Origin of the sequence: Paenibacillus sp. SAFN-054 (genome assembly GCF_051966755.1) — a bacterium.
GTDB lineage: Bacteria > Bacillota > Bacilli > Paenibacillales > Paenibacillaceae > Paenibacillus_AQ.
The window spans coordinates 244,468-270,950 of sequence record NZ_JBQCKS010000002.1; the positions used below are offsets into that span (position 1 = coordinate 244,468).

Here is a 26,483-nt window from a genome sequence, read left to right on the forward strand (position 1 = left end):
AAATCGGCGGAACATCATTGCAGAAGTCTATAAATCGTTGTTCAAGTCAGTTTTTTTGACAAGGTGGGTCCTTTACCATAAATGGCAGCAGCGCAAAAAAGCAAAGGGCGTGTTCACATGAAAAAAAGTATCCCATCCGCTTCGCTTCCGGGGGCTGGCCGTCACTCGTTCTGGTACCGCTTCACCAGGCAGCTCGACCTCCAGCTGATGGTGATTCCCGCAATGATTCTCATTTTAATCTTTTCGTATCTGCCCATGTACGGCGTGCTGATGGCTTTTCAGGATTACGATATTTTCAAAGGCTTCCTTCACAGCCCATGGGTCGGCTTCAAGCATTTTCGCATGTTCTTCGAGGCACCGGAATTTTGGACGGTTATGAGAAACACGTTCGTGATCAGCATGCTTAGGCTTCTGATCGGTTTCCCTGCTCCGATTCTGCTGGCGCTCGTGCTTAACGAAGTTATCCACCTGCGCTTCAAGCGGATCATCCAGACCGTCAGCTACCTGCCCCACTTCCTTTCCTGGGTCATCGTGTCCGGTTTTGTAGGCTCCATGCTCGCTACGGATAACGGCAGCCTGAACATGCTGCTCCAGAAGCTCCACCTGGTTGGCGAGCCGGTCAATTTCTTGTCCATCCCAAGCTACTTCTGGGCGATATTGATCGGGACGGGCGTCTGGAAGGAGATCGGCTTCTCAGCCATCGTCTACCTCGCCGCCATCGCCGGCATTAACCCGGAAATCTATGAGGCGGCATCAATTGACGGCGCAAGCCGGCTCAAGAAAATGTGGTACATTACCCTGCCCGGCATCAGCGGCGTCGTGACGATCTTCATGATACTCGCGGTCGGAGATATCTTGAGCGCAGGCTTTGAGGATATCCTGCTCCTGGCCAAAAATCCCGTGCTGCAGGATGTTTCGGACGTCATCGATACGTACGTCTACCGCGTCGGCATTCGCAACTCCCTGTTCTCGTACGCCGCGGCTGTCGGGCTGTTCAAATCCGCCATCAGTGTCATTCTGCTGACCTGCGCCAACATGCTGGCCCGAAAGATGGGACGCAGCTTATGGTAAATGCACGCGGCCGCAGTCACTACAATACTGAAACGCAGGTGATCACGTTATGAAAATCAGCTTGTCCGACCGTATGTTCCTCAGCCTCATTTATGCTTTGCTCGTACTGATGGCTTTTGTCATGCTGTACCCTTTCTGGAACTCCATCGTCATTTCTTTCAACGTTGGATCGGATACGACCCGCGGAGGCATCACGTTCTGGCCTAGACAATTCACGCTTGAAAATTACAGCGTCGTCTTCCAGGATCAACGCCTGATGAACGGCTTTCTCATCTCCGTATTACGGACGGTGACCGGCACCTTTCTGTCCATCGTCTGCACCGCGGTTTTTGCCTACGGCATGTCCAAAAGGCAGCTTATGGGCAGGAAGGGGTACATGATCCTCTGTATCGTCACGATGTACTTCAGCGGCGGCCTGATCCCTTCCTTCCTGATTAACCGGGAGCTTGGCCTGATGGACAGCTTCTGGGTCATGATCGTGCCGAACATCATCAGCGTCTGGAACATGATCATTTTCCGCACGTTTTTTCTGGAGCTTCCTGAAGGACTTGAGGAATCGGCGAAGATCGACGGCTGCGGCCACTGGGGTACCTTTTTTAAAATCGTCGTCCCGATTTCGGGTCCTGTCATCGCTACGCTTTCCTTATTTTCTGCCGTCTGGCACTGGAACGACTGGTTTACTGCCAGCATTTACATTACCAGTGAGCACCTCCTGCCGATTCAAACGCTGCTCCAGCAAATTCTGAGCTCCAACATCATGTCCGAGCAGATGATGCAGACCAATGCGGCCGCGCGCAGCCATATGTCCCAGCTGCAAAGCGTCACCACCAAATCGCTGACCATGTCGACCATGCTCGTGGCTACGATTCCCATTCTGCTCGTATATCCTTTTCTGCAAAAATATTTTACCAAAGGCGTCATGATCGGTTCCATAAAGGAATGAACAAGGATAAGATCGATGTAAAAGCCTGTCAAAGGCTTGTACATATAAACATCAAATTTGTTCAATCGGGGGTATGAAAAATGTCAGCCAAAAAAACGTCCGTCCTTCTGCTCGCATGCATGCTCTGCATGAGCATGCTGCTCGCGGCCTGCGGAGGCGGCAAGGACACGGCACAACCGGCATCGCAAACCACGGATGAGGGGGATCCATCCAAGCCTTTCGTGCTCGGAGAAACACCGCTCACCTTCTCCTTCTTCGGAAATTATGACTGGTATACGATGAATCCGTGGGGGCAGGATCCGGCAACCCAATGGATACAGGAGAACAAGAAGGTGACCGTGCAGGCGATCCAGTCCGGCGGTGCCGCGCTCCAAAAGTTCAACACGATGATCGCCTCCGGCCAGCTGCCGGACGTCATCTGGGGCGACCGGGGAACCGATATTGAGAAGCTCCGGAAGGCCGGCAAGCTGGTAGCCCTGGACCCCTACCTGGATAAATACCCGAATCTCAAAAAATGGGCGGGCGAAAAAACGCTGAACATGCTCCGCTCGGAAGACGGCAAGCTGTACCAGTTCCCCAACTGGTATACGAAAAACCCGATGGGGAACGGCGGATATGCCGTGAACAATAAAATCTACAAGGAGCTCGGTTCGCCGAAGCTCGAAACCTTCGATGATCTGTATGCCTACCTCAAGCTTGTCAAAGAGAAGTATCCAGATATTGTGCCTTTTGAGGTCGGACTTCAAGGACAGGGCATCGACTTTCTCTATGCCGGCATGGCCGAAGACCGGAATGTCGGTCAAGTCTCCCTGCGTGTGGTTCCGCAAGGCAATGAGCTGAAATCCCTCTTCAGCGACCCCGTGTACCGGGAATCCATGGTATTTGCCAACAAGCTTTTCCGGGAGAAACTGATTACCCAGGATGCCATCACCCAAACCCGCGACCAGGTCAAGGAAAAGGTCAACAACGGCCGCGTCGCGATATATGGCGATTTCGACACGACCGTCTTGGGCACCGAAGCGAACAGCATACTGCGGGCCAAGGATCCTGAAGGCGGCTATACCATGATTTGGCCGCTTCATAAAGAAGGCGTCGATCCAAAAAAGGTGTGGGTGAACGAATTCGATTCTCTCGGCTGGAACGTCAGTGCGATTACGACCTCCGCCAAAAACCCCGAAGGCATTTTCGCCTACCTGGACTGGCTGACGGGAGAAGAAGGGGAACGCATTATTTTCTGGGGTCCCGAAGGCATGTACTGGCAGGGTACCAATGATAAGGGGGCTCCGATCTACACGGACAAATACAAAAACGAGGTTGAAGAACGGACGAAGCTGATGGCGGTCTGGGATACGTTCCAATGGGCGGGCAACACCGCCTTCATCGACGGCTCGAAAGCCGAGAACGAGATGAGTCTGCCTGAGGACAAACGCGACTGGGCGACCGTCTCCCAAACGACTATTGCCTGGAAAACGTCGTTTGACGCGACGGAATTCGGGAATATCCAGCCGCTGCCGGATACGGATGAAGGCATGATACTGCAGCGCGTCTCCGATATCGCCGACAAGGTGCGGGCAAAAGCCTTGTTCGCCAAGGATGAGCAGGAAGTCATTGCCCTGCTCGACAAAGCCGAGCAGGATGCCCAGAAAGCCGGATACGACAAGCTGCTGAAATTCGAAACCGCCAAATGGCAGGAAAACCTCAAGAAAATCAAAGGAAACTGACATCATCTCTCTAATCAGAAAGAGGCCTCCCCTATGCGGGAAGGCCTCTTTTATCTGCATTGCTTCGGCTGAATCAATAGTTTTTAACCTTGAGTTGATCCAGGCTCTTGAATTCATACCCCTGCTGCTTGGCACCGTCAATGATGCGTCCGAGCGCCTCGGTATTGTCCCTTGAGATGGAGTGCAGCAGGATCACGGCTCCCGGGTGTAGCTGAGACATCACGTTACGATAGGCATAGTCTGCGCCCCGCTGGTCGTTGACGTCCCAATCCTTGTATGCCACCGACCAGAACACGCTGACGTAACCTTCGGAACGGCTCAAGGCGAGAGAGCGGTCATTGAATATGCCGCGCGGCGGGCGCACGAAGGTCATCGTCTGCTGCCGCGTTGAACCGGTAACCGCCTGTTTCACCTTGGCCAGCTCTTCCTTTAGCTGCTCGCCTGAAATCTGCGTCATGTCGGGATGTGACCAGGAGTGGTTGCCGATCAGGTGCCCCTCCGCGACCATCCGCGTAACAAGCTCGGGCTTGTCCTTGACGTAATGTCCGGTGAGAAAGAACATGGCCGGTACCTTCTTCTCTTTCAGCACATCCAGAATTTTGGGAGTGAATCCGTTCTCGTAGCCGTTATCGAAGGTCAGATACAGCTCCTTGCGTGTTGTATCACCTAAAAATATAGCCTCGTTTTTTTGCAGGATGCCTTTAAAGCCCTCCTCGTTGATCGAGGGAAGCTGTCCGTTTTTGCTCTTTTTAAAGCCGAAATGGTAAGGCCCGTCCGCCGACACGGTTGGCTGGAAACCGCAGAAAAGCAGCAGTACGGCAGCCATAACGATGGCATAGCGTTTCATGTGGATATCACCCCTCCAGGTCAGAATTCACAAACTAGAGGTAATATGCCACATCACCCGGAAACTTATGTGTACTTTTTGCGGATAGACCGCTCAATTTCTGCGCATATGCTTGTACACCCGGAATGTCAGATATATGCACAAACCAGCGGTAAACAGGCTCATCGCGTAAAACACGCCGTTCGTAATCCAGGCGCCGCCGCCGCTGAGCGGAGGAAAGGCCGTTTGGGAATGCGACACTTTCTTGTAGATGCCGATCCCTGCCAGCACGGCCCAGATGATGCCGAATACCAGCAGATCCTTATGAGAGGACAGCTTGTTCTTTTGCTCGAACATCGCTTTGCACTCCGCTGACATCACGTCGCGCTTCTCGGGTTTGACCAAGCTCACGCCGACATACAGCACCAGCGCAAGCGCGATGCTCCAGAAAATGACCGGAATGCCGAAGTAGCCCGCTCCTCCGCTTGCCGCGTATGGACCACCCACGTTGATCATCATGAACAGCGTCGCAGCCGAGGTGATGATGCAGCCCCAGAATGCTGCCGCCTCGGTCGTCTTTCTCCAGTAGAGGGCCAGCAGCACGAGTGGCGTAAGCGCGGAAATCATAATAATCTGCATTGCGACAGCAGCCATAACGATACCGTTATTGGAGATGAACGGCGTGAAGCCGAGTGCCAGGAGGCCGATGGCAACCGTAATGATACGGGTCAGGCGAAGCTCCATCTTCGTGCCGATATTCGGTTTGACGCGCAAAATAATATTTTTGACGATAATGCCGCTGCCCGCGTTCAGGTAAACGGAGATGGTCGACATTGCCGCCGAAACGACAGCCGTAACGACCAATGCAGCACCAACCAGAGGCAGAATTTCACGTGCCAGACGGATGACGACCTCGTCCGTATTGATCAGGCCCGGAAGCAGGATTGCACCAAAGCCCCCCAGAAGAACGAGAATCCATGCATTGAACCAGTCGACCATGGCATAGAAGTATACGCTCTTACGACCATCCTTCAGCGTCTTGGCCGCAAGGGAACGCTGGATGAAGCCCAGATCGATAGGAATCCAGAAGGATGTCGCCATGATAAAAGCAATCAACCCCATGATGGTCTGACCCGGCGGAAGCGTAAACAGGTCGGTAAAACCCGGGAACAGTGTCAGCCCCTTGCTGGCATCCGTCAGATTGAATCCGGTATCTCCGACATATTTGGAAAGGAAATCCGTGAACAAGCCGTATTTGGCCGTAATCATGAAGAACAGTGTGCCTACGCCCAGCACGATGATGAGCATTTGCGCCGCATCGGTAATCACGACCGCGCGCAGCCCCCCGGACATGGTGTAAAGGATCGTAACGATTGCAATCGGCGCAATCGTATACTGCCAAGGCACGCCGATGATGACCTCAAGCACCAGGGATACGCCGAACAGCGACATGCCCACGATGAAAATCCCCCATACGACCTGCCACAGCGAGAGCACAATTTCGAGCCTGCGGCTGTTGCCGAAGCGCGCATTCGCAAGATCGCTGATCGTGGTCAGGTTCATCGAGCGCAGCCGCACCCCGATCCGTGACAGAAGCAGCACGGAGATCGTCTCCGACGACAAGCTGGACCAGAATACGTACGTAAAGCCGATGGAATAAGCAAAGCCCGGCTGGCCCATGACGGTCGCCGTATTGGCCACGGCAGCCGCAAAAGTCAGCGACAGCACGAACCAGGGCAAATTACGCCCGGCCAGGATGTAATCATCCAGTGTCTTGATCTGCTTGGACATCCGAAAGCCGATGAGCAGCAGACCTGCGATATAGATGATCATAACGAGCAATATTACAAGCGTTTCGCTGTTCAATAAACCTCGCCCTCACTTGTCAGAAATTGTGCGGTAGCTTGGATAAAGTCATCCTGCTCCTCAATGAAAGGCATGTGTCCGCTGTGCTCAAAAATGCGAAGCTTGCTGTTCGGCAGCAGACGGTGCATTTCCTCGGCCTGGGACAGCGGCGTTACCCAATCATAGCGGGCACCGATAATCAGCGTCGGAACGGTACAGGACGGAAGAAGAGGCCGAACATCGTATTCCGGTATGAAGTGCTTGAAGGTATAATTAGCAACGTCCAGCGCGCCGATCGGGCGGTTTCCCGTCTCCCGCATGATTTGTTCATCCTTGTGATGGAAATAGAGAGGGAAGCAAAGATCCCACCATTCGATCAGCTGTTGTTCATCGCGGATGCGTCCTTCAAAAAGCTCCGGAATGACCTCAAGCTGCTCCTTGGTCGCGGTTTTGGAAGCGAATTCCAGAGCCGCCGGATAAAATTCCTTGCTTGGCGCCGTGCAGAGTAAGACGAGCTTATCCAGCGAATCGGGATATCTGGCAGCATACACCTGTGCCACCATGCCTCCGAACGAGTGGCCCATCAGATGGATCGGCCCCAGGCCCAAATATTGGCGGAGTGCTTCAATATCGTCAGCGAGCTGCTCCAGCGTGCATGTGGCCGGATCTACACGCTCGGACTGCCCATTCGCACGCTGATCCAGGTAAACGAGCTGTATGGATTCCGAAAGCGGCGTAAGCCACGGCTTAAAATCCGAGTGATCGCTTCCCGGTCCCCCATGAACGACAAAGCATACGGGCTTCGGAACCATCCGTTCACCATCCGGCACGTAACCCGATCCTTCCACATCGAAGTAAATTTTCACTCCGTTAATTTGTGCAAACATGTCTTCACTTCACTTTCATCAAAATTCTTGTTGTAACGACATAATTCTACAGTATTCACATCAGAATAAAATAAATGTTATTCGCCTACCGGGTGATTGTCAACAAGATATATTTGAAAAAGGGCATATCTCCACGTTCAGCGGAAGATATGCCCTTGATTGTGTATTCTATTTGTATTGTTATATGAATATCCCCATTTTATTCTTCAACGCTCACAGCCGTTTCCCGGATCAGATCGTGGACTTTGCCGAGAAACGCTTTCAAATCAATCGGCTTTGTCATGTACTCCGCAAATTTGGCTTTGCGCCCCCGGGCAATATCCGATTCCATCGCGTACGAGCTGACGGCCATGACGGGTATATGAGAGGTTTCCTTATTGCTTTTGAAATAATCCAATGCCTCATATCCATCCATGCCAGGCAGCTGTATATCCATAATAATCAAATCCGGTAATTCCTGTCCCACGAGTTCAATCGCTTGTTCGGCTGATTCTGCTTTGAGTAGTTGAATTTGGGGGTATTTTTTGAAAATATGATGCATAAGAGCCATATTGATCGGATTGTCCTCGACGACTAATATGATGTATTGATCTCTTTTCATCATTCTCCTCCTCCCCATTAGAAAAACACGTTACTGCTTGCCACTACAATCAAGCGCCGGTATCAAATCCCGCAAAAAAGGCCAAAGAAAGAGCATATCTGCTCTTCCTTTGGCCTATGTTCAGCTCATGCAGCCGCATGTCTGACTCATTCCTGCCAATTCAAAACCTAGTCCTGAAAAAGACATACGATCACGCTTTTATCCCGTTCGAAGTTCCAGTCCACATATAGGTCTGTCAATTCTCGTCCAATAGCGGCACTGATCATGGCTTCTTCCTCAAAGTATCTCTTCTCCAGCTTCCTTTTGGTGGTACGAAGTATCTCGTCATAACCTAGATAGATCATTTCCTTCTCCAAAAGGATAAGCAGTCCTTCCCGGACCACAACCAAGGTCTTCGGATTCACCCACCAGGAGAAGACAACCTCCGGCTGTTTCTGCACGATACTGGTGACCCGTTTGATCTGGTTATGTATTTCTTCTCTACCTTTATATGCTTCCGATGAATGCCGATGGTCATCAAAAAGTCCTACGATGATACCGGACGCATTATGCAATCCCCAATCATAATAAAGATCATCCAGTTTAATATCCATCTCTCGCTCCAGATATTCCGTCAGCTCGGGGAGCAAGGACTGCATCATCAACTCCCGCGTGTAGCGAAAAACCTGTTCTTCCTTCTGATTCAGCAGAAACTGCTCCACAGGCCCGATAAAATTTCTCAGATGCAGCGTGATACACTGCTTGTTAACGGAAACATAGATGGACTCCGGTCCTTTTCCAAATCGGTCGCGAAGGAGCTTGGCTGTATAAGAAGCAATCTGGTTGGTTTGATCTGTTGTATACATATTTCATCTCTCCTTATCATAATAGTCCAATAAAGTTGCTAAAGCAATTAATTTTCTGAAAGATTATATGCTAATAGCATGCTCCCTCTTTAGACGTATATACCCAAAAAATAACCGCACACAATCAGATTGTGTGCGGTTATTGATATACTCCGTGCATCCTGGAGTTAACCAGGTCACGGCTCATCTTTGGGAGCATTACTACGTTCTTCACCATTTGGCTGTACCTTTGAACCAGCATTCATCTCTCGGCGCTTCCTGGCCGCCTCTTCCCGGCTCTGCCCCCGCGATTTTCTGAACAGCCATACGATGAGCAGAATGATCGCCGCAATGACCAGGACCGGCAGGGAGCCCGAGAGAATGACAACGACCCACTGAACCATCAGCGTAATGACGTCGATGCTGCCTTGGAACGCGCCGGATGCCCGTTTGCCGAGGGGCGTTTCTTCGGCTTTTGCTTTATGGGGTTCTTTGGGTTTGACCTCTTCGTAGAGCCGGATTTCAACGGTCGAATAGGAGACGTTCTGATTGATATAACGCATGCGGCCCTTCATTTGTTCAATTTCCGATTGAATGCGCTCCAGCTCGCCTGCAAACGTGACCAGATCGGTCGTCTTGGACGCTTTTTTCATGAAGGCAATATACTGCTCCTCCATAATTTGCTTGGCCTTCAGCCTGGATTCCAGATCTACATACTCCTCCGTCACATCCTGTCCCTCGATGCTCCGCTGAAGGTCTTCATGCGCTATTTGCTCCAGACTGTTCAAGAAGGAAGAAAATCCGGTTGCAGGCACCTTGACGACGAATGTCCCTCCTCTTTCGCTGTCCGATTGGGTTTCATTGAAATTTACGATATACCCGCCGGACAACGTCACCTTATTGCGGATTTCGGTCTGCGCCTTGCCGTAATCCGGAATCTGCATCACGATGTTCCCTTTGTACATCAATTTCTTGTTCAATCCGCTGGATAGATCCTGCGAATTAAAGCCTGCAGCGGTCTCCGTGGTTTGGGAGGATGAATTCGGCAGGCTTGCATTCGCGCTGGCAGGCCTCTCTGCTTCTACTTTGCTCTCGCTTTTGGCAGCATCCTTTTTGTCGCTGCTGCTCCCTCTGGCCGCTCCTCCATCCGTCGTACTTGCTTGATCGTGAATGGATGTCTCGGTATTCTGGGCCTCTGACGCTCCGCTGCTTGTGTCCCGTGCTCCTGATGAGCATCCGCTCAGAACCATGACCATTAACAAGACAACGGCAATCCATGACCCCCATCTTTTCATATACAGCCCCCCATGAACTTATAATGAATTTGTCTTATATTCACTAACGAATCCACCATTTGGAAGGTTGCATGCATACAAAAAAAGCCCCTCAGGAACATTCCTGAAGGGCCTTTCGAAATCTAAGCCAAGAAATTATCTTGCAGACACGCCGCCGTCGATGGCAAGCTCCGCACCGTTGATGAAGGAAGATTCATCGGAAGCGAGGAACAACACGCCTTTGGCAATGTCTTCCGCTTTACCCAAGCGTGGAAGCGGCGTATTGGACAAGAACCATTTCGTCATATTGTCGTCGGAAAGCAGATCTTTGGTCATCGGAGTTTCGATGTATCCAGGGTGGATCGAGTTGCAGCGGATGTTGTCTTTGCCGTAATCGATCGCTACAGCTTTAGTCAGCATGCGTACTGCGCCTTTACTTGCCGTGTATGGACCGGCACCGTTGCTGCCTGTCAGGCCTGCAATGGAAGAAATATTGACGATGGATCCGCCGCCGTTCTTCTGCATAACAGGAATGACATGCTTCAGTCCGAAGAAACCGCCTGTCAGGTTGATCGCCATGACTTTGTCCCAATCCTGAAGCGTCGTCTCAACGAGCTTCTTGGCAAGGGAGATCCCCGCATTATTCACGAGAACGTCGATTTTGCCCCATTTTTTCACAGTTTCGTCTACGATGTGCTGCCACTCGTCTTCGCTTGTTACGTTATGGCGGAAACCGATGGCTTCTCCACCGTTATTGTTGATTTCGGCAACCACTTCGTTGACTTTGTCTTCCTGAATATCGGTTACGACCACTTTAGCTCCTTCTTGAGCCAAAAGCAAAGCGTCAGCTTTACCCATGCCGCCTGCCGCGCCTGTTACGATTGCAACCTTGCCTGATACTCTACCCATTATCAAAAACTCCCTTCATCAATACAGAAATGGTTTGTTATATAAAATGAAATAAAGCTTGTCTGCCCTCAATCTCTTTATTTCAATTTATATAGGGTGACCTGTTTATTCGGAAATATTTGTACAAATTTTAAGGATCCGGGTACAATATTCCTGAGTCATGATATAATGACTATCACTACAATAGTGATTATATCACCACTTTGATTCAATGACAATGACATACCTCACGATGAAACAGGGTAAATTTTACAATTTATTGACTTTCCGGTTGTCGTTTGATAGCATTCTACAAATCGAGCTGCGCGCCGAACACTGTATTATAATAAGTAAGAATTCTTTGCAAAAGGTGTGAACGTACTATGGATCCAAAAAGCCGGTGGAAGCAGGAGCGCCAGGATGCCAAGCAGCAGCGGGAGCTCAGCATTATCGAGGCGGCCGAGCGTGTTTTCATCAAAAAAGGACTGGACAAAGCCACTATGCGCGATATTGCCTCTGAAGACAATGTCGGCATCGCCACGGTGTTCAGATATTTCCCGAAAAAAGACCGGATCGTCGTTGCCGTCGCATCCCGAATCATTGAAATGGAAGTCGAGGCTTTCAAGGCTATTTCGGAGCAGCCCGTGACAGGTATCCGAAAGATCGAGCTGCTCTTCGACCACTTTATCGAAGACACCTCCTCAACATATATTAACCGCAACAAGCTGACTGAAGCCTTTGAGAGCTATGCCGCACAGCAGGCTGAACCGCTCGATGGGATCGAGGAGTATCATCTGGTGACGCGGAAAGTATTCGGCATCTTTAAGAATATTATTCAGGATTGCATCAATGACGGGTCCGTCCGCACGGATATCCCTGTCCAGGACACGCTTGCCACGCTGGTCAACACGCTGGGCATGTTCTCCAAGAAGCTGTCGCTGCAGAGCAATATCGTCATGTTCGAGGCTGACCCGGATATGCTGGTGCAGCTGACGATCGTCAAGAATATCTTTTTGGATTATCTGAAGCCGCAGTAGTCATTCTCTCGCGCCCAAAAAAGCCTGCCTCTCCCCGATTTGCAAACGGGTATGAGACAGGCTTTTTGATTCGTTTCGAAATGTTCTGCTTGCGCGGATTACCGGAAGTCGCTTGCGCGTCCGGCACAACCGCATAGCTGCATTTTTTCCATAGCAGCCTTTTTGAGCGCTTGCTTCGCAGGCACCATGTATTTGCGCGGATCGTTCTCTTCCGGATTGTCGGCAAACACGGCTTTGATCGCGTCGGAGAAAATGATGCGCAGCTCGGTGGCCACGTTCATCTTCGCCATACCGAGCGATACGGCGCGCTTCACCTGCTCCTCCGGAATGCCGGAGCCGCCGTGCAGGACCAGCGGCACGCTGACGACGTCGGCGATGCGCTTGATCCGGTCAAAATCGATATTCGGGTCTCCTTTATAAATGCCGTGAGCCGTTCCGATCGCCGGCGCCAAGGTGTGCACGCCGGTACGCTCCACGAACTCGGCACATTCGGCCGGATCGGCAAGCAGCGCGTCTCTTTCGTCCACGACGATGTCATCCTCGACGCCGCCTACTTTGCCAAGCTCCGCTTCGACGTTGATGCCGATCGCATTGGCCGCTTCGACAACTTTCTGCGTCGCTGCCACATTTTCCTCGAAAGGCGAGTGGGAAGCATCAATCATAACGGAAGTGTAGCCCGCGCGAATACAGCTCATGATCACGTTAAAATCGGAGCAGTGATCCAGATGCAGCGCGATCGGGACGCTCGAGCGGTTAGCCGCAACCGTTGCTGCAGCCGCGATATAATCCGGCCCCAAATGCTTGACCGTTCCGACAGTGGATTGGATGATCAGCGGAGATTGGGCCTCCTCGGCTGCCTCCACCACGGCCTGCAGCATTTCAAGCGTATGCACGTTAAATGCGCCGATGGCGTATTTGTTCTGTCTTGCGGTTTGCAATAAAGAAGTAGAAGAAACGAGTGCCATGTTGATTTCCCCTTCATGTTTGGATTCTATATTAGATAAGAATGATTGGACTTCATACCGATGCGGCAGCGATATGTTTCTGTTTGGCATACATTGCGCTGCCCGTCACGCCGGCATCGTCGTTATTCAGGGCCGGCACGACCTTCAGATGCTCCCGGTAGTCGGGAAGAATCCGGCTGTACAGTTCCCGTTTCAGCGGGGCCAGTAGCCGGTCTCCGGCCAAAGCGCCGCCTCCGCCGACGATGATCAGCTCGGGGCTGACCAGCGGGACGGCATAGGACAATGCCCGGCCAAGCAGCGTTCCTGCCTTTTCCATAATCAAGACGGCTAGTGCATCGCCAAGATCGTAAGCGCGCGAAAGATCCGCTGCCGTCAGCTCCTCGCGCTTGTCTCCGGGAAACCAGTCCTGAAGGATCGACGGCTCGCCGCCCAGAAGCGCCTTCTTCGCCTGCCTTACCATGCCGGAGGCCGAAGCGAAGGTTTCCAGGCAACCCTGCAGGCCGCAGGGGCACGGGTCGGTCAGGCCTTCCATTACGATGTGCCCAAGCTCGCCGGACATATTGCGATAACCGTAGAATAGCTCGCCGTCATTGACCATGGCGGATGCGATCCCGGTACCCACGGTCAGTCCGAGCACGTCTTTATACCCTTTGCCTGCTCCATACAGGGCTTCACCGAATACGTAAGTGCGTACATCGTTATCGATGTACACCGGCAGATTCAGCCTGGCCTGCAGCCGCTGAACGGCCGGCAGGTTCCGCCAGCCCAGGTTGCCTGCGAAGCGTGCAATGCCTTCATCGGGATCGACGAACCCCGGTAGTCCGATCCCCGCAGCGGCAACGGAGACATGCTCCCCGGATTGCTCGGCATACCCGAGCGCCGCTTCCTCAATCATGGCCGCGATTTTCTCCAGCACCGCGTCCGGTCCCTTTGGAACTTCCGTTGCGCGTTTGATTTGATACATGACTTCCCCGGATACGGTGACCAAACCGCATACGATGTTGGTTCCCCCAACATCCACGCCAGCATATACTTCCATCTTCACACCCGCCCTTGGTTCGTCCAAATTTTAATTCGTCCTATGATTATGATTGTGCCGTCACGAATACCTGCACCTGCTCCGCTGCAAGCCGCTCGCGCAAATCCGCTCCCGGCTCTTCATCGGTAATGATCCCGTACAGGGATGTCACGGGCGCGACCTGGAACAGGGAATTGCGTTCCGCCTTCGTATGGTCGAATACGGCGATTGTCCGTTCCGTACGTTTCATCATCATTTTGGCCGTATTCGCCTCGAGCTCCGAGTACGTGCTGACTCCCTGCTCCACGGAAAAGCCGTCGATGCCCATAAACATCGTATGGATATTCAGCGCTTCCAAGGTCCGTTCCGCCAGCGGCCCGCACAGCTCGAAGTTCTTGCTGCGAAGCATGCCGCCGGTCAGCACCACCTGCACATCCTCGTTCTCGGACAGCTCCATCGCGATATTCACCGCGTTGGTCACCACCGTGATGTTCCGGCGGTTTTTCAGCGCTCTGGCGATCAGGTAGGTTGTCGTACCTCCCGTCAAACCGACGACATCCCCTTCTTCCACCAAGGCTGCCGCCCGCTGGGCAATACTTTCTTTCTCCCGGTAGAGCTTGTTCTGCTTCTCGTGAAATGGAATCTCCCTTCCGGAGACAAGTCCCGCCGGCTTCGCTCCGCCGCCCATCGTCCGGATGACCTTTCCCGCCTTTTCCAAAGCCTCCAGGTCCCGTCTGGCCGTCGCTTCCGAGCATTCAAAATGCTGTACGACCTCCTGAAGGGAGATAGAACCGTTCTGCAGGATGTATTCGTGGATTCGTTCCTGACGTTCTTCTTTCGATCCATTTCGTTCACGCAAAGCTGTTTCGCTCCTTTTGAGATTAGATTTTGACCACCTGGGTCAAATTCCGCGGACTGTCGGGATTTCTGCCTTCCCGCAGCGCGGTGTAGTAACCGATATATTGAACCAGCGGCATGTTGAGCGCCGCTCTGGCTTCATCGCTGAGGCTTTCGCCGCCCGTCGCAAAGACCAAATCGGCAAAGGAGGTGTCATCTCCCGCTTTTGCCGTCACGATCACGACGAATGCGCCGTATTCCTTCATTTCCTGCGCTACTTTCACTTCATAAGCTCTGGCATTCTCGGACAGGAACAGGCATACCATCGTGCCAGGCTCCACGACCGATTTAGGGCCATGCCGGAATTCCATTGTACCAAAGCTTTCCGTCCAGACACAGGACATTTCCTTCAATTTAAGGCAGGCTTCCTGAGCCAAGCCGTTGTAGGCGCCCATGCCGAGGTAGATGAATTTGTTCAGCTCAGGATGGCCGTCGATCACCGCTTTGGCCGCTTCGTCGCCTTTAGGAACGATCGCTGTACTAAGGGCCATCACTTCCTTCAGTTCCGCCAGAAGGGCTTCGCTTCCCGCTGCCTTTGCCATGGCTGCCTGCAGCATGAACGTCATGCTGCTGAAGGATTTGGTCATCACGGTGCTTTTCTCTTTGCCGAGCGGCGATACGAGGCAAGGCACGTTCTTCGCCATCGTGCTCTCCTCGTCGCAGGTCATGCCGCATGTCGTCCAGCCGGCAAGATCCTTGACCGAATCGAGTGCAAGAATCACCTCGGAGGATTCCCCGGAACGGGAAATGCCGACGAGCAGCACTTCTTTTTTCGCGGCTACGGCTTGTTCCCTGAACAGATAGATTTCGGAGGAAGGATGCGCGCTCGCGCTTTTCCCCGTCCATTTGCGGAAGGTGCTCGCCGCGGTCAGCGCCAGATAGTAAGATGTGCCTGATCCGATAAAGATGACCTCGTCATATTTATCGCTCTTGAAATACTGGTCAACCCAATCCTGCTGCTGCTCCAGCTGCTTCCACGCGGCTGCGAGCGCCTCGCTTTGTCCTCCGATTTCCGGATACGTCAATACGCCATATTGTTCTGACACTCAATATCCACCCCAGTCGTTGATAATGTAATGATGAGTCGTTATGATGATAGTATATTTCAATTATATGAAATATACAATCATATTTATGATATATTTTTGCAAAAGTTGAAACCGCCTGTCCGACCTCTATTCACTCCGCGACATTCCAAAAAGGCCATCTCTCGAAGCAGAGTTGCCTACTTTGAGCGACAGCCTTATGACTTTGATCCATCCCGTTAACCCGCTTGATGCATAAAAAGGAAGCTGCAAGTCGCGATAGCGATCCTTTGCAGCTTCCTTTTTGTTAACCAAACGATATGATTACATTTCCGGATTACGGATGCTCGACGAACAGCGCCGCGGCACCGATAATGCCTACGTCATCCTTCAGTTCCGCCGGTTTTATGGCGAATGTCCCCCGGTAGGGTTCCATGACCAGCTCCTCGGTTTTCTTCAGGAGAGGTTCGAAGAAGGCCGCCCCGGCTCTGCTGACGCCGCCGCCGATCACGATGCAATCCGGATTAAAGCTGTGAATGATGTTCATGAGGCCGAGACCGGTATAATGAATAACCTGCTCCAGCGCGCCGCTTGCGAGCGCATCTCCCATACCCGCCGCCAGAAACACGTGCTTGGCACTTACAGGCACGCCTTCCGCATCTGCCAGCAAGGTCATCTGCGAGGCGGCAGCAGACTCCGCGATCGCTTCATTGGCAATTCGGGCAATCGCGGTTCCTGATGCATAGGTTTCCCAGCATCCCCGCTGTCCGCAGCCGCATAACGCGCCATGCGGATCTACTACCGTATGCCCGAGTTCACCCGCGAAGGAGCTTGACCCGATAAATAACCTGCCGTCCAGCACCAGCCCTGAACCAATTCCCGTGCTCAGTGTGACGTATACCATGCTTTGCGATCCGCGGCCGGCGCCGTATATGTACTCGCCCCATGCGGCAGCATTGGCATCGTTAATCAATTTGACCGAAATGCCAAGCCGCCCTTCCAGCTCGGCTCGCAGGGAAATGCCATCCCAGTCCGGCAAGTTGACTCCATTCAGTATGACGCCGTTTTTGCTGTCCACCATGCCAGGCGAGGCCACGCCAATACCGGCGATATCACGCTGACCGCGGACTTCATTAATCGTATCCACGATCGTTGCGATAACTTCTTCGGAGCTTCGGAGTCCTGCCGTCGCCTTCTGGCTGCGTGCCAGCAGGGTGCCCGTCGGATCCAGCATGCCCGTTGCGATCTTGGTTCCTCCCAAGTCTACACCAATCACTGCTCTGTTTTCTTTTTCCAATGTTGTATTCACCACGATAGTCATCATTTTTTTAATCCTGTCGTTCCTTTAGGTAAGTCGTTCAAGATCTTCTTCGCGGCTTGGACCCGCCCGGGATCCACGGCCTGCAGGTTGTCACCGCCGTGCCGCAGGGCAGAACCGAAATGGACTTCCCCCACGCCCGTCGCAAGCTTGAATTCCTGAAGTACCGGAACGGAAAGTCCGTATCCGGCCAGGATGCCGATGCCGGTACCGCTGGCCGCCTCAACCAGCTTCTTGATTTGCGGCGCGGATTGCGGCGCAGGCGCAGGACCGCCGGAAGTCAGAATCCGGTTGATCTGCGGATAAGCGGAAAGCACCTTCAATGCTGACAATTGATCCTCGATTTCGTCAAAAGCCCGGTGAAAGGTGACATTCAGTCCGGACGTGCCGCTCAGAAGCAAATCCAGTGCTGCCGTGTCGACCTCACCTGACGGCGTCAAGGCGCCTAGCACGACTCCTGCCGCTCCACTCTCCTTGATAAACGCAATATCCTCTTGCATGGTCCGCAAGTCATGCTCGTCATATACGAAAGATTGACTGTGCGGTCGAACCATGACATGCACAGGAATCTTCAATTGACTGACCGCTTCCCGGATCAGACCGGGGCCCGGTGTGAGCCCGCCCTCCAAAATGCCGGTCACGAGCTCGATCCGGTCCGCTCCGCCTTGCTCGGCCAGAATCGCGTCCGTCAGGTTCGTGGCGATGACCTCCAGCTTCATGAAATCCCTCCTTTGTCCTTGTTTGCAGTAAGTTCGCTCACAAAATCGGCAAGCAGCCTCACGCCATAGCCCGTTGCTCCCGTCACTTTATAGCCCCGGGTGGAAGGGACCTGTACGGTGTTGGCCATGTCGATATGACACCAGCGCGCTTTCGAATCCACGAAGCGCCGCAGGAACAGCGCGGCCATATTCGCGCCTCCGTAAGGATTCGAGGCCATATTCGCCAGGTCGGCATAGGGACTTCCGAGCAGTTCCTCATCCTCGTCTACCAGCGGCAGGCGCCAGATCCGGTCGCCGTTCCGGTCGCCGATCTTCATGAATTGCTCCGAAAACTCCGCATCGCCCCAGATGCCGGCAACCTTCAGGCCAAGCGCATGACCCACGGCCCCGGTCAGTGTAGCCACGTCGATAATCTGGGTGGCGCCGCTTCGGATGGCATGGAGAATGGCGTCGGCAAGAATCAGGCGCCCTTCGGCATCCGTGTTCACCACCTGGACGCTAAGCCCGTTCGGATACCGGACCACGTCCGAAGGCAGGAACGCCCCGCCGTCCGGCACGTTGTCCGCGATCGGAACGATGGCGCTGATCCGTGCCTTGACCCCGAGTCTTGCCAGCATGTCCATCGCGCCCACGACGGCAGCCGCACCGCCCATATCAAAGCGGGCATCGCTTAAATCGCGGGCGTTCTTCAGGTTCATCCCGCCCATATCGAAGGTGATGCCTTTGCCGATCAGCGCCAGATGCTCTGCTTCCGGGTCGCCTTCATAGATGATTTCGACCATGGCCGGCGGATGCTTGCTGCCTGCCCCCACGGCCAGCAGACCGTTCATCTGACGCTGCTTCAGCTCTTCGCCTTCATAGACATGAATCTTCACGTTCCGGCCCGCAAAAATGTGCCGGATCCGGGCCACGAAAGCGGCCGGATGCAGATCGCCTGCAGCCTCGTTGCATAAATCCCTTGCCAAGGCAGTGGATGCGGCGCGGATCTGGCCCAGCTCCACCGCAGCAGCGTACGACTCTTGAAAATGCGGGCTCAACTGAATCCACTCTGCCGGCTGCTGCGGTTCGGCCGCTTTATATTTATTGAAGGCATACGTCCCAAGCTCCCAGCCTTCCACCCATGCGGTAACGGCTTTCCTAGGCCATTCCGTCGCACCGAACAGCTCACCTAAGCATGCCGGATTCACCGCGGCCGTCGTCTTCCCGATATCCTGGAGGGCTCGCCCGGCGCTCCCCGCAGCTTCGCGTAAAATTTCCATGCTGAACTTGGAGCGGGCGCCGAGCCCGATGATCAATATATCCTGTTCACCGGAATGCCGGCCGTAAAACCAGGCCTGCGCTCCACGCTCTTTCATTTTTGCCGAGACCGGAAGTTCGGGTGCGTATCCTCCATCACTGAATACCAGTTCAATCAGCACGCTTGCATGCTGTTCTGTTCCCGTTTTGAGTTCCATCGTTCCATGCCTCCCTTTGCAAAAGGATTGTTCGTTCCCGTATTTAGAGCACCAGATTTCCCAGCTCATGGATCGCCCTTGCATAAATCGCAGCAGATTGCAGGAGCAGCTCAACTTCCATGTATTCATTCGGCTGATGCGCCGTCGATTCCATTCCCGGCATCAGCGGCCCAAAAGCCACACCCATTGGAAAATGGGCAGCGTACGTGCCCCCTCCCGTGGACAAAAGCTCCGGCTTTTGCCCGGTTTCGGCCGCGTACGTGTCCTGTAATGCCCGGATCATCGGATGATCCTCCGGCACGTGATGCGGCTTTTTCAAGCTTGGAGGTTCAATCTCGAGCGAATAAGCGGCAATGCTTGCCCGGATAGCGTCCAGAATATCGTCATAGTTGCCGCAGATCGGAAATCTCAGATTGATATGAAAGAAGGTTTCCCCCTGCGGCTCATATTGGAGTAGTCCGCTGTTGACCGTCAGCGGTCCGCTGATGTCGTCCTCCATCGCGATTCCGAGCTTGTTGCCGTATACATCGTCGTACAGCAGCGTATCGACCGTGTTCAGATAATGGCCGGCTTCGCCGTTCCAAGCATAATCCTTCAGAAAATGAATCAGCTTGAGGCCCGCATTGACTCCCAGCTGAGGTTCCATGCCATGGGCTGCTTTTCCTGCCATATGCAGCGTTAGAAGCTGATTATTTTGCTCCACACTCCCGCGGAGTGCATTCTCTCTGCAGTAAGCTTCATAGGCGTGCTTCAGCGCCGTTAAACGATCCATATCTCCCGTCACGACGGCTTCGGCCGCTTCCGGCACCATATTGGCGACCACACCGGCACGAAATGAGACCAGATCATAGGCTTCGGTTGCTCGAGACCGTTCAAGGCCGGACGGAAACATGATCCGCGTGTTGATCTGCCCCTTCTCGGCGCAGACGATCGGAAACTCCGCATCTGGCGTAAACCCGCATGCAGGCATCGGCTCGAGCTTCTTGTAATGCTCCATGCACTGGTGGGTCCTTTCTTCATCGGTTCCGAAGATCAGACGGATGCGGTGCTTCAGTGGCAGCCCGAGGTCCTTCACGATTTTCAGCGCGTAAAAGGAAGCCATGGCCGGTCCTTTGTCGTCAATGGCTCCGCGGGCGTAGATTTTACCGTCACGGATCGCCGGCGCAAACGGAGGCGTCACCCACTCGCCGGATACCGGCACCACGTCAAGATGGCTGAGAACGGCAATGTAATGCTCCGCATCCTCCGGGCCGTACTCGGCATAGCCGACGAACCCGTCATGATTGCGGATTCGGAAGCCTTCAGCGCTGCAAAGGTCCAGCATATAGCGGAGCGCCTCCGCAATGCCCGCCCCCATCGGCTGGCCCGGTCCGGCCGTTGCCGGATCGTGAACGCTGTTAATCGCCAGCAATCCTTTCAAATCATGCAGCATCGCATCTTTCCGGCAGGCTGCCTGCTCAACCCAATTCATGAACTTCAGCTCCTCGCGTGTCTGTCGTAGACGCCTTGGCATGCTGCTCGCCTTCGTACAGATGGCAGGCTACATAATGCCCCTTGGCCGCTTCCTGCCATCTCGGCACTTCCTTTGCACATACGTCCATGGCGAAAGGGCACCGCGTACGGAAACGGCAGCCACTCGGCGGGTCGATCGGGCTTGGGAGATCTCCCTGCAGCACCATGCGTTCCCGGCTGCGTTCCAGCTTCGGATCCGGCAGCGGAATCGCCGACAGCAGCGTTTTCGTATACGGATGGAGCGGATGATCGAACATCTCGTCGCTTTCGCATAGCTCGACCATGCCGCCCAAGTACATGACGCCAATGCGGTCGCTGATATGCTTGACCATCGACAAGTCATGCGCGATGAACAGATAGGTCAGACCGCGTTCGCGCTGCAGCTTCTTCATCAGATTGACGACTTGCGCCTGGATCGACACGTCCAGTGCGGAGATCGGCTCGTCGGCGATGATAAAGCTCGGATTCACGGCAAGTGCCCGGGCAATGCCGATCCGCTGCCGCTGCCCGCCGGAGAATTCATGGGGAAACCGTTCCGCGTGACTGCGGTTCAGACCCACCGTATCCAGGAGCGCATGCACCATTTCCTGTCTCTCCTTGCGGTTCTTCGCAAGTCCGTGGGCATCAATGCCCTCTGCAATAATATCGGTCACTGTCATGCGCTGGTTCAGCGATGCATACGGATCCTGAAAAATCATCTGGATTTCCCGTCTCAGCTGCTTCATCTCGGACTTCGATTTGTTCCCGTGGATAGAGCTTCCTCTAAAGGTAGCGCTGCCCGAGGTCGCATCATAAAGCCGGATCAGCGTACGGCCCAGCGTGGATTTGCCGCAGCCCGATTCGCCGACGAGACCGAAGGTTTCTCCCGGGTAGATCTCGAAGCTGACATCATCGACGGCTTTCAGAATTTGTCCTCTTCCGACATCGAAATAACGTTTCAGGTGGCTAACTTCCACCAGCGGCTTCTTCTCCGTCTGCATTACCGTTCACCTCCTGCTAGCGGACGCTCCACCTTTGGCGCGCGGCTGTCCTGCAGCCAGCACGCAGCCCGGTGGGTTCCTGTATGTTCTGTGTATGCGGGCATTTGTTCATAGCAGATTTCCATCGTATAAGGGCAGCGGGCCGCGAACGGACAGCCCTTCGGCGGATCACTCAAATCCGGCGGCGTGCCGGGTATAGCCAGAAGCTCATCGGTTTTCTCATGCAGCTTCGGCATGGAGGCAAGCAGCCCCCACGTATACGGATGCTTGGATTCATAAAAGATTTCGTCCACGGTGCCGGTTTCGACGATTTTGCCCGCATACATGACCGCGACGCGGGAAGCCATGTTTGCTACGACGCCCAAATCGTGGGTGATCAGGATGATGGACGTGCTCAGCTCCTGCTGCAGCTTGTTCATCAGCTCCAAAATTTGCGCCTGAATGGTAACGTCCAGCGCGGTAGTCGGCTCATCCGCAATGATGACTTTGGGATTGCATGCCAGCGCAATCGCGATCACGACGCGCTGCCGCATGCCGCCGGATAGCTGATGGGGGTACTGCTTCAGCCGTTTTTCCGGATTCGGTATTCCCACCTGGTTCAGGAGCTCGACCGCTCTATTCGCGGCTTCCACCCTTCCCATGTTCCGGTGCTTGCGCAGCACCTCCGTGATTTGTTTACCGACGGTCATGGTCGGGTTCAGCGAAGTCATGGGGTCTTGAAAAATCATGGAAATGTCTTTCCCACGAATATTCTGCATTTGCTTCTCGGGCAGGGACGCAAGCTCCCGGTCCTCGAACCGGATCGAGCCGTTTTTGATTTTTGCCGATTTGGCCAGCAGGCGCATGATGCTTTTCGAGGTGACCGATTTACCGGATCCCGATTCGCCTACGATGGCCAGCGTTTCTCCAATGCCGAGGGAAAAGCTGACGTCACGCACCGCCTGCACCTCGCCGGCATACGTGTAAAAGCTCACCTGCAAATCCTTCACTTCCAGCAAGCTGTTCATGGTGTTTCCCTCCTATTTCCGCATTCTCGGATCGAGCGCATCCCGCAAACCGTCACCCAATATATTAAATGTCACCATAATCAGGACAATGACGATGGATGGATACAGCAGCAAGTATGGCTGGGTATTGAGCGATGCGAAGCCGTCGTTGATCAGCACGCCGAGCGACGACATCGGAGACTGGAGCCCGAGGCCGATAAAGCTCAGGAATGCCTCCGTGAATATCGCCGACGGAATGGTGAACATCGTGTTAATGACAATGATGCCGATCGTGTTCGGAATCAAATGCTTCCATATAATGCGGGAATTCGGCGTTCCGAGCGTACGCGCGGCCAGCACGAACTCCTGGGACTTCAGCTTCATGATATGGGCCCGCACGAGGCGTGCCATGTTGACCCAGCCCGTAATGGACATGGCGATCATGATCGTAACGATTCCGGGCTTCATAACCATCATGAGCAGAATGATAATGATCAAGCTCGGAATGCCGGTCAGAATTTCGATGATGCGCTGCATCACGTTGTCCGTCCGTCCTCCAAGCAGCGCGGATACCGCGCCATAGGCTACGCCAATGACCAAATCCAGCGCGGCGGCAAGCACGGCGATGAGAAGGGATATCCGTGTCCCCTGCCAGATTCTTGCCCACTGGTCACGTCCGAATTTATCGGTGCCGAACCAGTGCTCTGCGCTTGGCTTCTGGTAGACCGCTTCATAATCCGTCGCGTAATAATTGTGATGGCCGATCCAGGGTCCGGCGATGGCGAGCAGCAGCATGATGATGAGAACGACGAGACTGATGATGGCAGCCTTGTTTTGTTTAAGACGTCTCCAGCTGTCCTGGAATGCCGTAAGGGACTTCTTGGAGATTCTCTCCTGATCCCCCGGCCGGGCTGCAGCCGGTTTGAATAGCGCATCGATGTTATGTGTGTCCTGCGGCATATGCTTACCCCTTTCCTGAAGCCAGACGGATCCGCGGATCGACAAGGCCGTATAGCAAATCGACGACGAGCATGACAAGTACGTAGAAGGCGCTGTAGAACAGCGTGATCCCCATGATCGTCGAGTAATCGTTCATTTTAATGGAATCGACGAACAGGCTGCCGATGCCGGGGATGCCGAAAATATTCTCGATGACGAGCGAGCCCGTCAGCAAATTGACGACGATCGGCCCCAGTATGGTGATTACGGAGATCAGGGAGTTGCGGATGACGTGCTGAAACATGATACGCATGGTTCCCAGGCCTTTGGCCTTGGCCGTCGTGACATAATCCTGATCCAGCACTTCGAGCATTTCCGTCCGGACAAAGCGCGCAATCAAGGCAACTACGCCAACGCACAAGGCAATGGAAGGGAGAATCGAGCTCGGGTAGCTTTCCCAGAAGGCGACAGGCAGCAGCCCCCATTTTAAGCCCACGTAATACTGCAGCAGCGCGGCCAGCACGAAGTTCGGAATCGAGACGCCGAGTACCGCGATGATCATCGTCGCATAATCCCAGCCGGTATTATGCCTATAAGCGGCGACAATGCCCAGGATCAGGCCGATGGCAAGTCCAAGCAGCACGGCTTGAAGACCGATCAGCGCCGAAGGGAACAGCCTGCCCGAGATAATGTCGGTCACCTTTTGCCCCGTATAGAAGAAGGAGGTTCCCAAATCGCCCTGCGCGACATTCTTGATATAGTTGACGTACTGCGTGAACACCGGCTTATCGAGGCCGTAGCTCGCATATATCATCTGCCTTTGCTCCGGCGCAAGCTGGGCCAGCTTTTCTTCGTCGAAAGGCGTGCCGGGCAGTGCCTTCATCAGGAAAAAGGTTACGGTTGAAATAATAAACAGTGTGATGATCAAATAAATGATTCGGATGCCGATATAACGTTTCAATGTTGCACCTCCCGGAAGCATGGGGATCTATCAACCAATTTGTCAGGGCGGGAAAGGAAAGAGAGAAGCAGCGCTTCTCTCCTCTCCCGGAACACCTGAAACCTGCGTTATTTTACATCCGCGTATTTGAAATCGACAGGGTTGCCGTACGGATGGTATTCCAGATTTTGCACTTTATCGTTCAACAGGAAGGAGTAACCTCCGAAATAGATCGGAACAACGACCACATCATCGGTAAGGAGCGTCTTCTCAGCAGCGAGCATCATGTCCAAACGCTTCTTCTCGTCGGTTTCCTTTTTCGCATCGGTAATCAGCTTGTCATAGTTGGCATTCTCATAGTTTCCGCGGTAAGGCGTATGATTGGCCCACAGATCAAGGTACGTCATGGCGTCGTCGTAATCGGCTCCCCAAGCGGTAATCGCCATCTGATAATTGCTGTTGTCCATCAATTGGCCGCGCGCCTTGCTTGTTTTGGTGTCGATCACGACGTCAATCCCGAGGTTTTTCTTGTATTCGCTTTGCATGAACGTGGAAACGTCTTTCACTTCGGACGTATCGGCGACCAGCATCGTAATTTTCGGAGCCTTGCCCAGCTCTTTCACGCCCTGCTCCCAATATTCCTTGGCTTTGGCCGCGTCCACGCCGACCAGATCCCCTTGCGTTTCACGGAAGGATTTGCCGTCAATTCCGCTCATTTCGTCAGGAATCAAGCCGGTAGCAGCTTTGGAGCCATTGTTCAGCACTTGATCGGCAAGCAGCTTGGAGTCGAATCCATAAGCGAGCGCTTTACGGATATTCACATTGCTCACGCCGTCCGCTTTCAGGTTGAACTGCAGGTACGTCGTTCTGAAATTGATGCCTGTTCCAAAGCCCGGATCCGATTTGGAGGCATTCACATCGGAGGAAGCCAGCAGCACGCGGTCCAGCTGGCCGGCCTTGTATGCATTCAATGCCGTGCTTTTCTCTTTGATGACCTTCAGGTCGACTTTATCCACCTTGACGTTAGCCGCGTCCCAGTAGCCTTCGTTCTTGACGAGAACCGCGCCGCTGGCCGCGTCCACCGAACTCAGGGTATAAGGGCCGTTATACAGCATGCTGTCTGCGCCAATCGCGTAACCTTCGCCCTTGGACTTCACGAACTCTTCTTTCATCGGGAAATACGGGGCAAGCGAAGTCAGGCGCAGGAAGTAAGGCGTAGGCTGCTTCAGCTTGACGACAAGCGTTTTGTCATCCTTTGCCTCGATGCCCACCTGATCCGCCGAACCTCCGGCTGCATACTCGGCAGCACCGACGATGTAATCGGTCATAATGAAGGAGTAGCCGTTGGTTCCGGTTTTCGGATCGATTTCGCGAAGCCAGGCGTATTTGAAATCTTGAGCCGTGACGGGTGTTCCGTCACTCCATTTGGCATTGCCCCGAAGCGTGAACGTGTACGTCAGCTTATCCTCGGTCACATCCGTTTTTTCAGCCATGGCAGGCTGCGGTTCATTTTTCAGATCAAGTCGGTACAAGCCTTCATTAACGTTGTTCAGAACGGTGAACGATACGTCGTCCGATGCCTTCCATTGATCCAGATCCTTAATCTCGTTCTCTACGTACAGCTTCAATTCTTTGGCAGATCCCGCCGAGGTAGATCCCGACTGGCCGGAAGTGCCGCTGGATGCCGTGCCGCTGCCGCTCCCCGAAAACGAACATCCCGTAAACATGGCGGATACGACGAGCAGCGATGCTAGTAAGCCCACCTTTTTCTTTTTCATTACATGTCCCACTCCTTTTGTTCCCCTTTGATGTA

The 26,483-nt window shown here is 53.6% G+C and carries 24 protein-coding genes; 4 read left to right on the top strand and 20 right to left on the bottom strand.

The window, feature by feature from the left end; genetic code table 11:
* The first annotated feature begins 117 nt into the window (after window positions 1-117).
* The 3 genes from ACTHPM_RS12580 to ACTHPM_RS12590 all read left to right on the top strand — a co-directional run bounded on the left by ACTHPM_RS12580 (window position 118) and on the right by ACTHPM_RS12590 (window position 3,735).
* Window positions 118-1,071: an ABC transporter permease gene (locus tag ACTHPM_RS12580; protein ID WP_440396024.1), complete on the top strand. Its 954-nt coding sequence runs from the start codon at window positions 118-120 to the stop codon at window positions 1,069-1,071.
* A 49-nt stretch (window positions 1,072-1,120) separates the two neighbouring features.
* A complete protein-coding gene (locus ACTHPM_RS12585; RefSeq protein ID WP_440396023.1) occupies window positions 1,121-2,014 on the top strand; it encodes a carbohydrate ABC transporter permease in 894 nt (297 codons plus the stop codon).
* An 80-nt stretch (window positions 2,015-2,094) separates the two neighbouring features.
* Complete coding sequence (locus ACTHPM_RS12590) at window positions 2,095-3,735, top strand: extracellular solute-binding protein (RefSeq protein ID WP_440396022.1); 1,641 nt, start codon at window positions 2,095-2,097, stop codon at window positions 3,733-3,735.
* Window positions 3,736-3,808: 73 nt separating this feature from the next.
* On the opposite strand, the gene pdaA is transcribed toward ACTHPM_RS12590, so the two are convergent.
* From pdaA to ACTHPM_RS12625, 7 genes are all read right to left on the bottom strand, one after another.
* Entirely contained in the window at window positions 3,809-4,582 is a 774-nt protein-coding gene (pdaA, locus tag ACTHPM_RS12595) for a delta-lactam-biosynthetic de-N-acetylase (protein ID WP_440396021.1), read from the bottom strand.
* A gap of 93 nt (window positions 4,583-4,675) precedes the next feature.
* Window positions 4,676-6,394 (bottom strand): sodium:solute symporter family protein, encoded by a 1,719-nt coding sequence (locus tag ACTHPM_RS12600; RefSeq protein WP_440421564.1) that lies wholly within the window; start codon window positions 6,392-6,394, stop codon window positions 4,676-4,678.
* A 29-nt stretch (window positions 6,395-6,423) separates the two neighbouring features.
* Complete coding sequence (locus tag ACTHPM_RS12605) at window positions 6,424-7,293, bottom strand: alpha/beta fold hydrolase (protein WP_440396019.1); 870 nt, start codon at window positions 7,291-7,293, stop codon at window positions 6,424-6,426.
* 199 nt (window positions 7,294-7,492) lie between these two features.
* Window positions 7,493-7,894 carry a response regulator gene (locus tag ACTHPM_RS12610; protein WP_440396018.1) on the bottom strand — a complete coding sequence of 134 codons (402 nt, stop codon included), beginning with the start codon at window positions 7,892-7,894 and terminating at the stop codon, window positions 7,493-7,495.
* A 167-nt stretch (window positions 7,895-8,061) separates the two neighbouring features.
* Window positions 8,062-8,739 (bottom strand): DUF2294 domain-containing protein, encoded by a 678-nt coding sequence (locus ACTHPM_RS12615; RefSeq protein ID WP_440396017.1) that lies wholly within the window; start codon window positions 8,737-8,739, stop codon window positions 8,062-8,064.
* Window positions 8,740-8,915: 176 nt separating this feature from the next.
* Window positions 8,916-10,013 carry a DUF4349 domain-containing protein gene (locus ACTHPM_RS12620; protein WP_440396016.1) on the bottom strand — a complete coding sequence of 366 codons (1,098 nt, stop codon included), beginning with the start codon at window positions 10,011-10,013 and terminating at the stop codon, window positions 8,916-8,918.
* Window positions 10,014-10,148: 135 nt separating this feature from the next.
* A complete protein-coding gene (locus ACTHPM_RS12625) occupies window positions 10,149-10,901 on the bottom strand; it encodes an SDR family NAD(P)-dependent oxidoreductase (protein WP_440396015.1) in 753 nt (250 codons plus the stop codon).
* A gap of 362 nt (window positions 10,902-11,263) precedes the next feature.
* Here ACTHPM_RS12625 and ACTHPM_RS12630 point away from each other — a divergent pair, with 362 nt between their 5' ends.
* On the top strand, window positions 11,264-11,917 hold the full coding sequence (locus ACTHPM_RS12630) for a TetR/AcrR family transcriptional regulator (protein ID WP_440396014.1): 654 nt from the start codon (window positions 11,264-11,266) through the stop codon (window positions 11,915-11,917).
* 98 nt (window positions 11,918-12,015) lie between these two features.
* Here the strand turns inward: ACTHPM_RS12630 and fba are convergent, their stop codons facing one another.
* The 13 genes from fba to ACTHPM_RS12695 all read right to left on the bottom strand — a co-directional run bounded on the left by fba (window position 12,016) and on the right by ACTHPM_RS12695 (window position 26,448).
* Window positions 12,016-12,882: a class II fructose-1,6-bisphosphate aldolase gene (gene fba / locus ACTHPM_RS12635; RefSeq protein WP_440396013.1), complete on the bottom strand. Its 867-nt coding sequence runs from the start codon at window positions 12,880-12,882 to the stop codon at window positions 12,016-12,018.
* 52 nt (window positions 12,883-12,934) lie between these two features.
* Entirely contained in the window at window positions 12,935-13,948 is a 1,014-nt protein-coding gene (locus ACTHPM_RS12640) for an ROK family protein (RefSeq protein WP_440396012.1), read from the bottom strand.
* Between the two features lie 19 nt (window positions 13,949-13,967).
* A complete protein-coding gene (locus ACTHPM_RS12645) occupies window positions 13,968-14,759 on the bottom strand; it encodes a DeoR/GlpR family DNA-binding transcription regulator (protein WP_440396011.1) in 792 nt (263 codons plus the stop codon).
* Window positions 14,760-14,781: 22 nt separating this feature from the next.
* The gene (locus tag ACTHPM_RS12650; RefSeq protein ID WP_440396010.1) at window positions 14,782-15,843 is read right to left on the bottom strand and encodes an SIS domain-containing protein; all 1,062 of its coding nucleotides are present in this window, start codon (window positions 15,841-15,843) and stop codon (window positions 14,782-14,784) included.
* A 316-nt stretch (window positions 15,844-16,159) separates the two neighbouring features.
* The gene (locus ACTHPM_RS12655) at window positions 16,160-17,131 is read right to left on the bottom strand and encodes an ROK family protein (RefSeq protein ID WP_440421566.1); all 972 of its coding nucleotides are present in this window, start codon (window positions 17,129-17,131) and stop codon (window positions 16,160-16,162) included.
* Between the two features lie 11 nt (window positions 17,132-17,142).
* Complete coding sequence (locus ACTHPM_RS12660) at window positions 17,143-17,859, bottom strand: copper homeostasis protein CutC (protein ID WP_440396008.1); 717 nt, start codon at window positions 17,857-17,859, stop codon at window positions 17,143-17,145.
* Window positions 17,856-19,313 carry a M17 family metallopeptidase gene (locus tag ACTHPM_RS12665; RefSeq protein WP_440396007.1) on the bottom strand — a complete coding sequence of 486 codons (1,458 nt, stop codon included), beginning with the start codon at window positions 19,311-19,313 and terminating at the stop codon, window positions 17,856-17,858. The genes ACTHPM_RS12660 and ACTHPM_RS12665 overlap by 4 nt, the downstream gene beginning before the upstream one ends.
* A 43-nt stretch (window positions 19,314-19,356) precedes the next feature.
* Window positions 19,357-20,784, bottom strand: a complete 1,428-nt coding sequence (gene pepV / locus ACTHPM_RS12670) for a dipeptidase PepV (RefSeq protein WP_440396006.1) — start codon at window positions 20,782-20,784, stop codon at window positions 19,357-19,359.
* A complete protein-coding gene (locus ACTHPM_RS12675; protein ID WP_440396005.1) occupies window positions 20,771-21,805 on the bottom strand; it encodes an ABC transporter ATP-binding protein in 1,035 nt (344 codons plus the stop codon). Before ACTHPM_RS12675 ends, pepV begins: the two co-directional genes overlap by 14 nt.
* Window positions 21,805-22,812 carry an ABC transporter ATP-binding protein gene (locus ACTHPM_RS12680; protein WP_440396004.1) on the bottom strand — a complete coding sequence of 336 codons (1,008 nt, stop codon included), beginning with the start codon at window positions 22,810-22,812 and terminating at the stop codon, window positions 21,805-21,807. Before ACTHPM_RS12680 ends, ACTHPM_RS12675 begins: the two co-directional genes overlap by 1 nt.
* A 12-nt stretch (window positions 22,813-22,824) precedes the next feature.
* Window positions 22,825-23,751 (bottom strand): ABC transporter permease, encoded by a 927-nt coding sequence (locus ACTHPM_RS12685; protein ID WP_440396003.1) that lies wholly within the window; start codon window positions 23,749-23,751, stop codon window positions 22,825-22,827.
* Between the two features lie 4 nt (window positions 23,752-23,755).
* Complete coding sequence (locus ACTHPM_RS12690) at window positions 23,756-24,691, bottom strand: ABC transporter permease (protein ID WP_440396002.1); 936 nt, start codon at window positions 24,689-24,691, stop codon at window positions 23,756-23,758.
* Between the two features lie 107 nt (window positions 24,692-24,798).
* Window positions 24,799-26,448, bottom strand: a complete 1,650-nt coding sequence (locus ACTHPM_RS12695; protein ID WP_440396000.1) for a peptide ABC transporter substrate-binding protein — start codon at window positions 26,446-26,448, stop codon at window positions 24,799-24,801.
* Window positions 26,449-26,483: the final 35 nt, after the last annotated feature.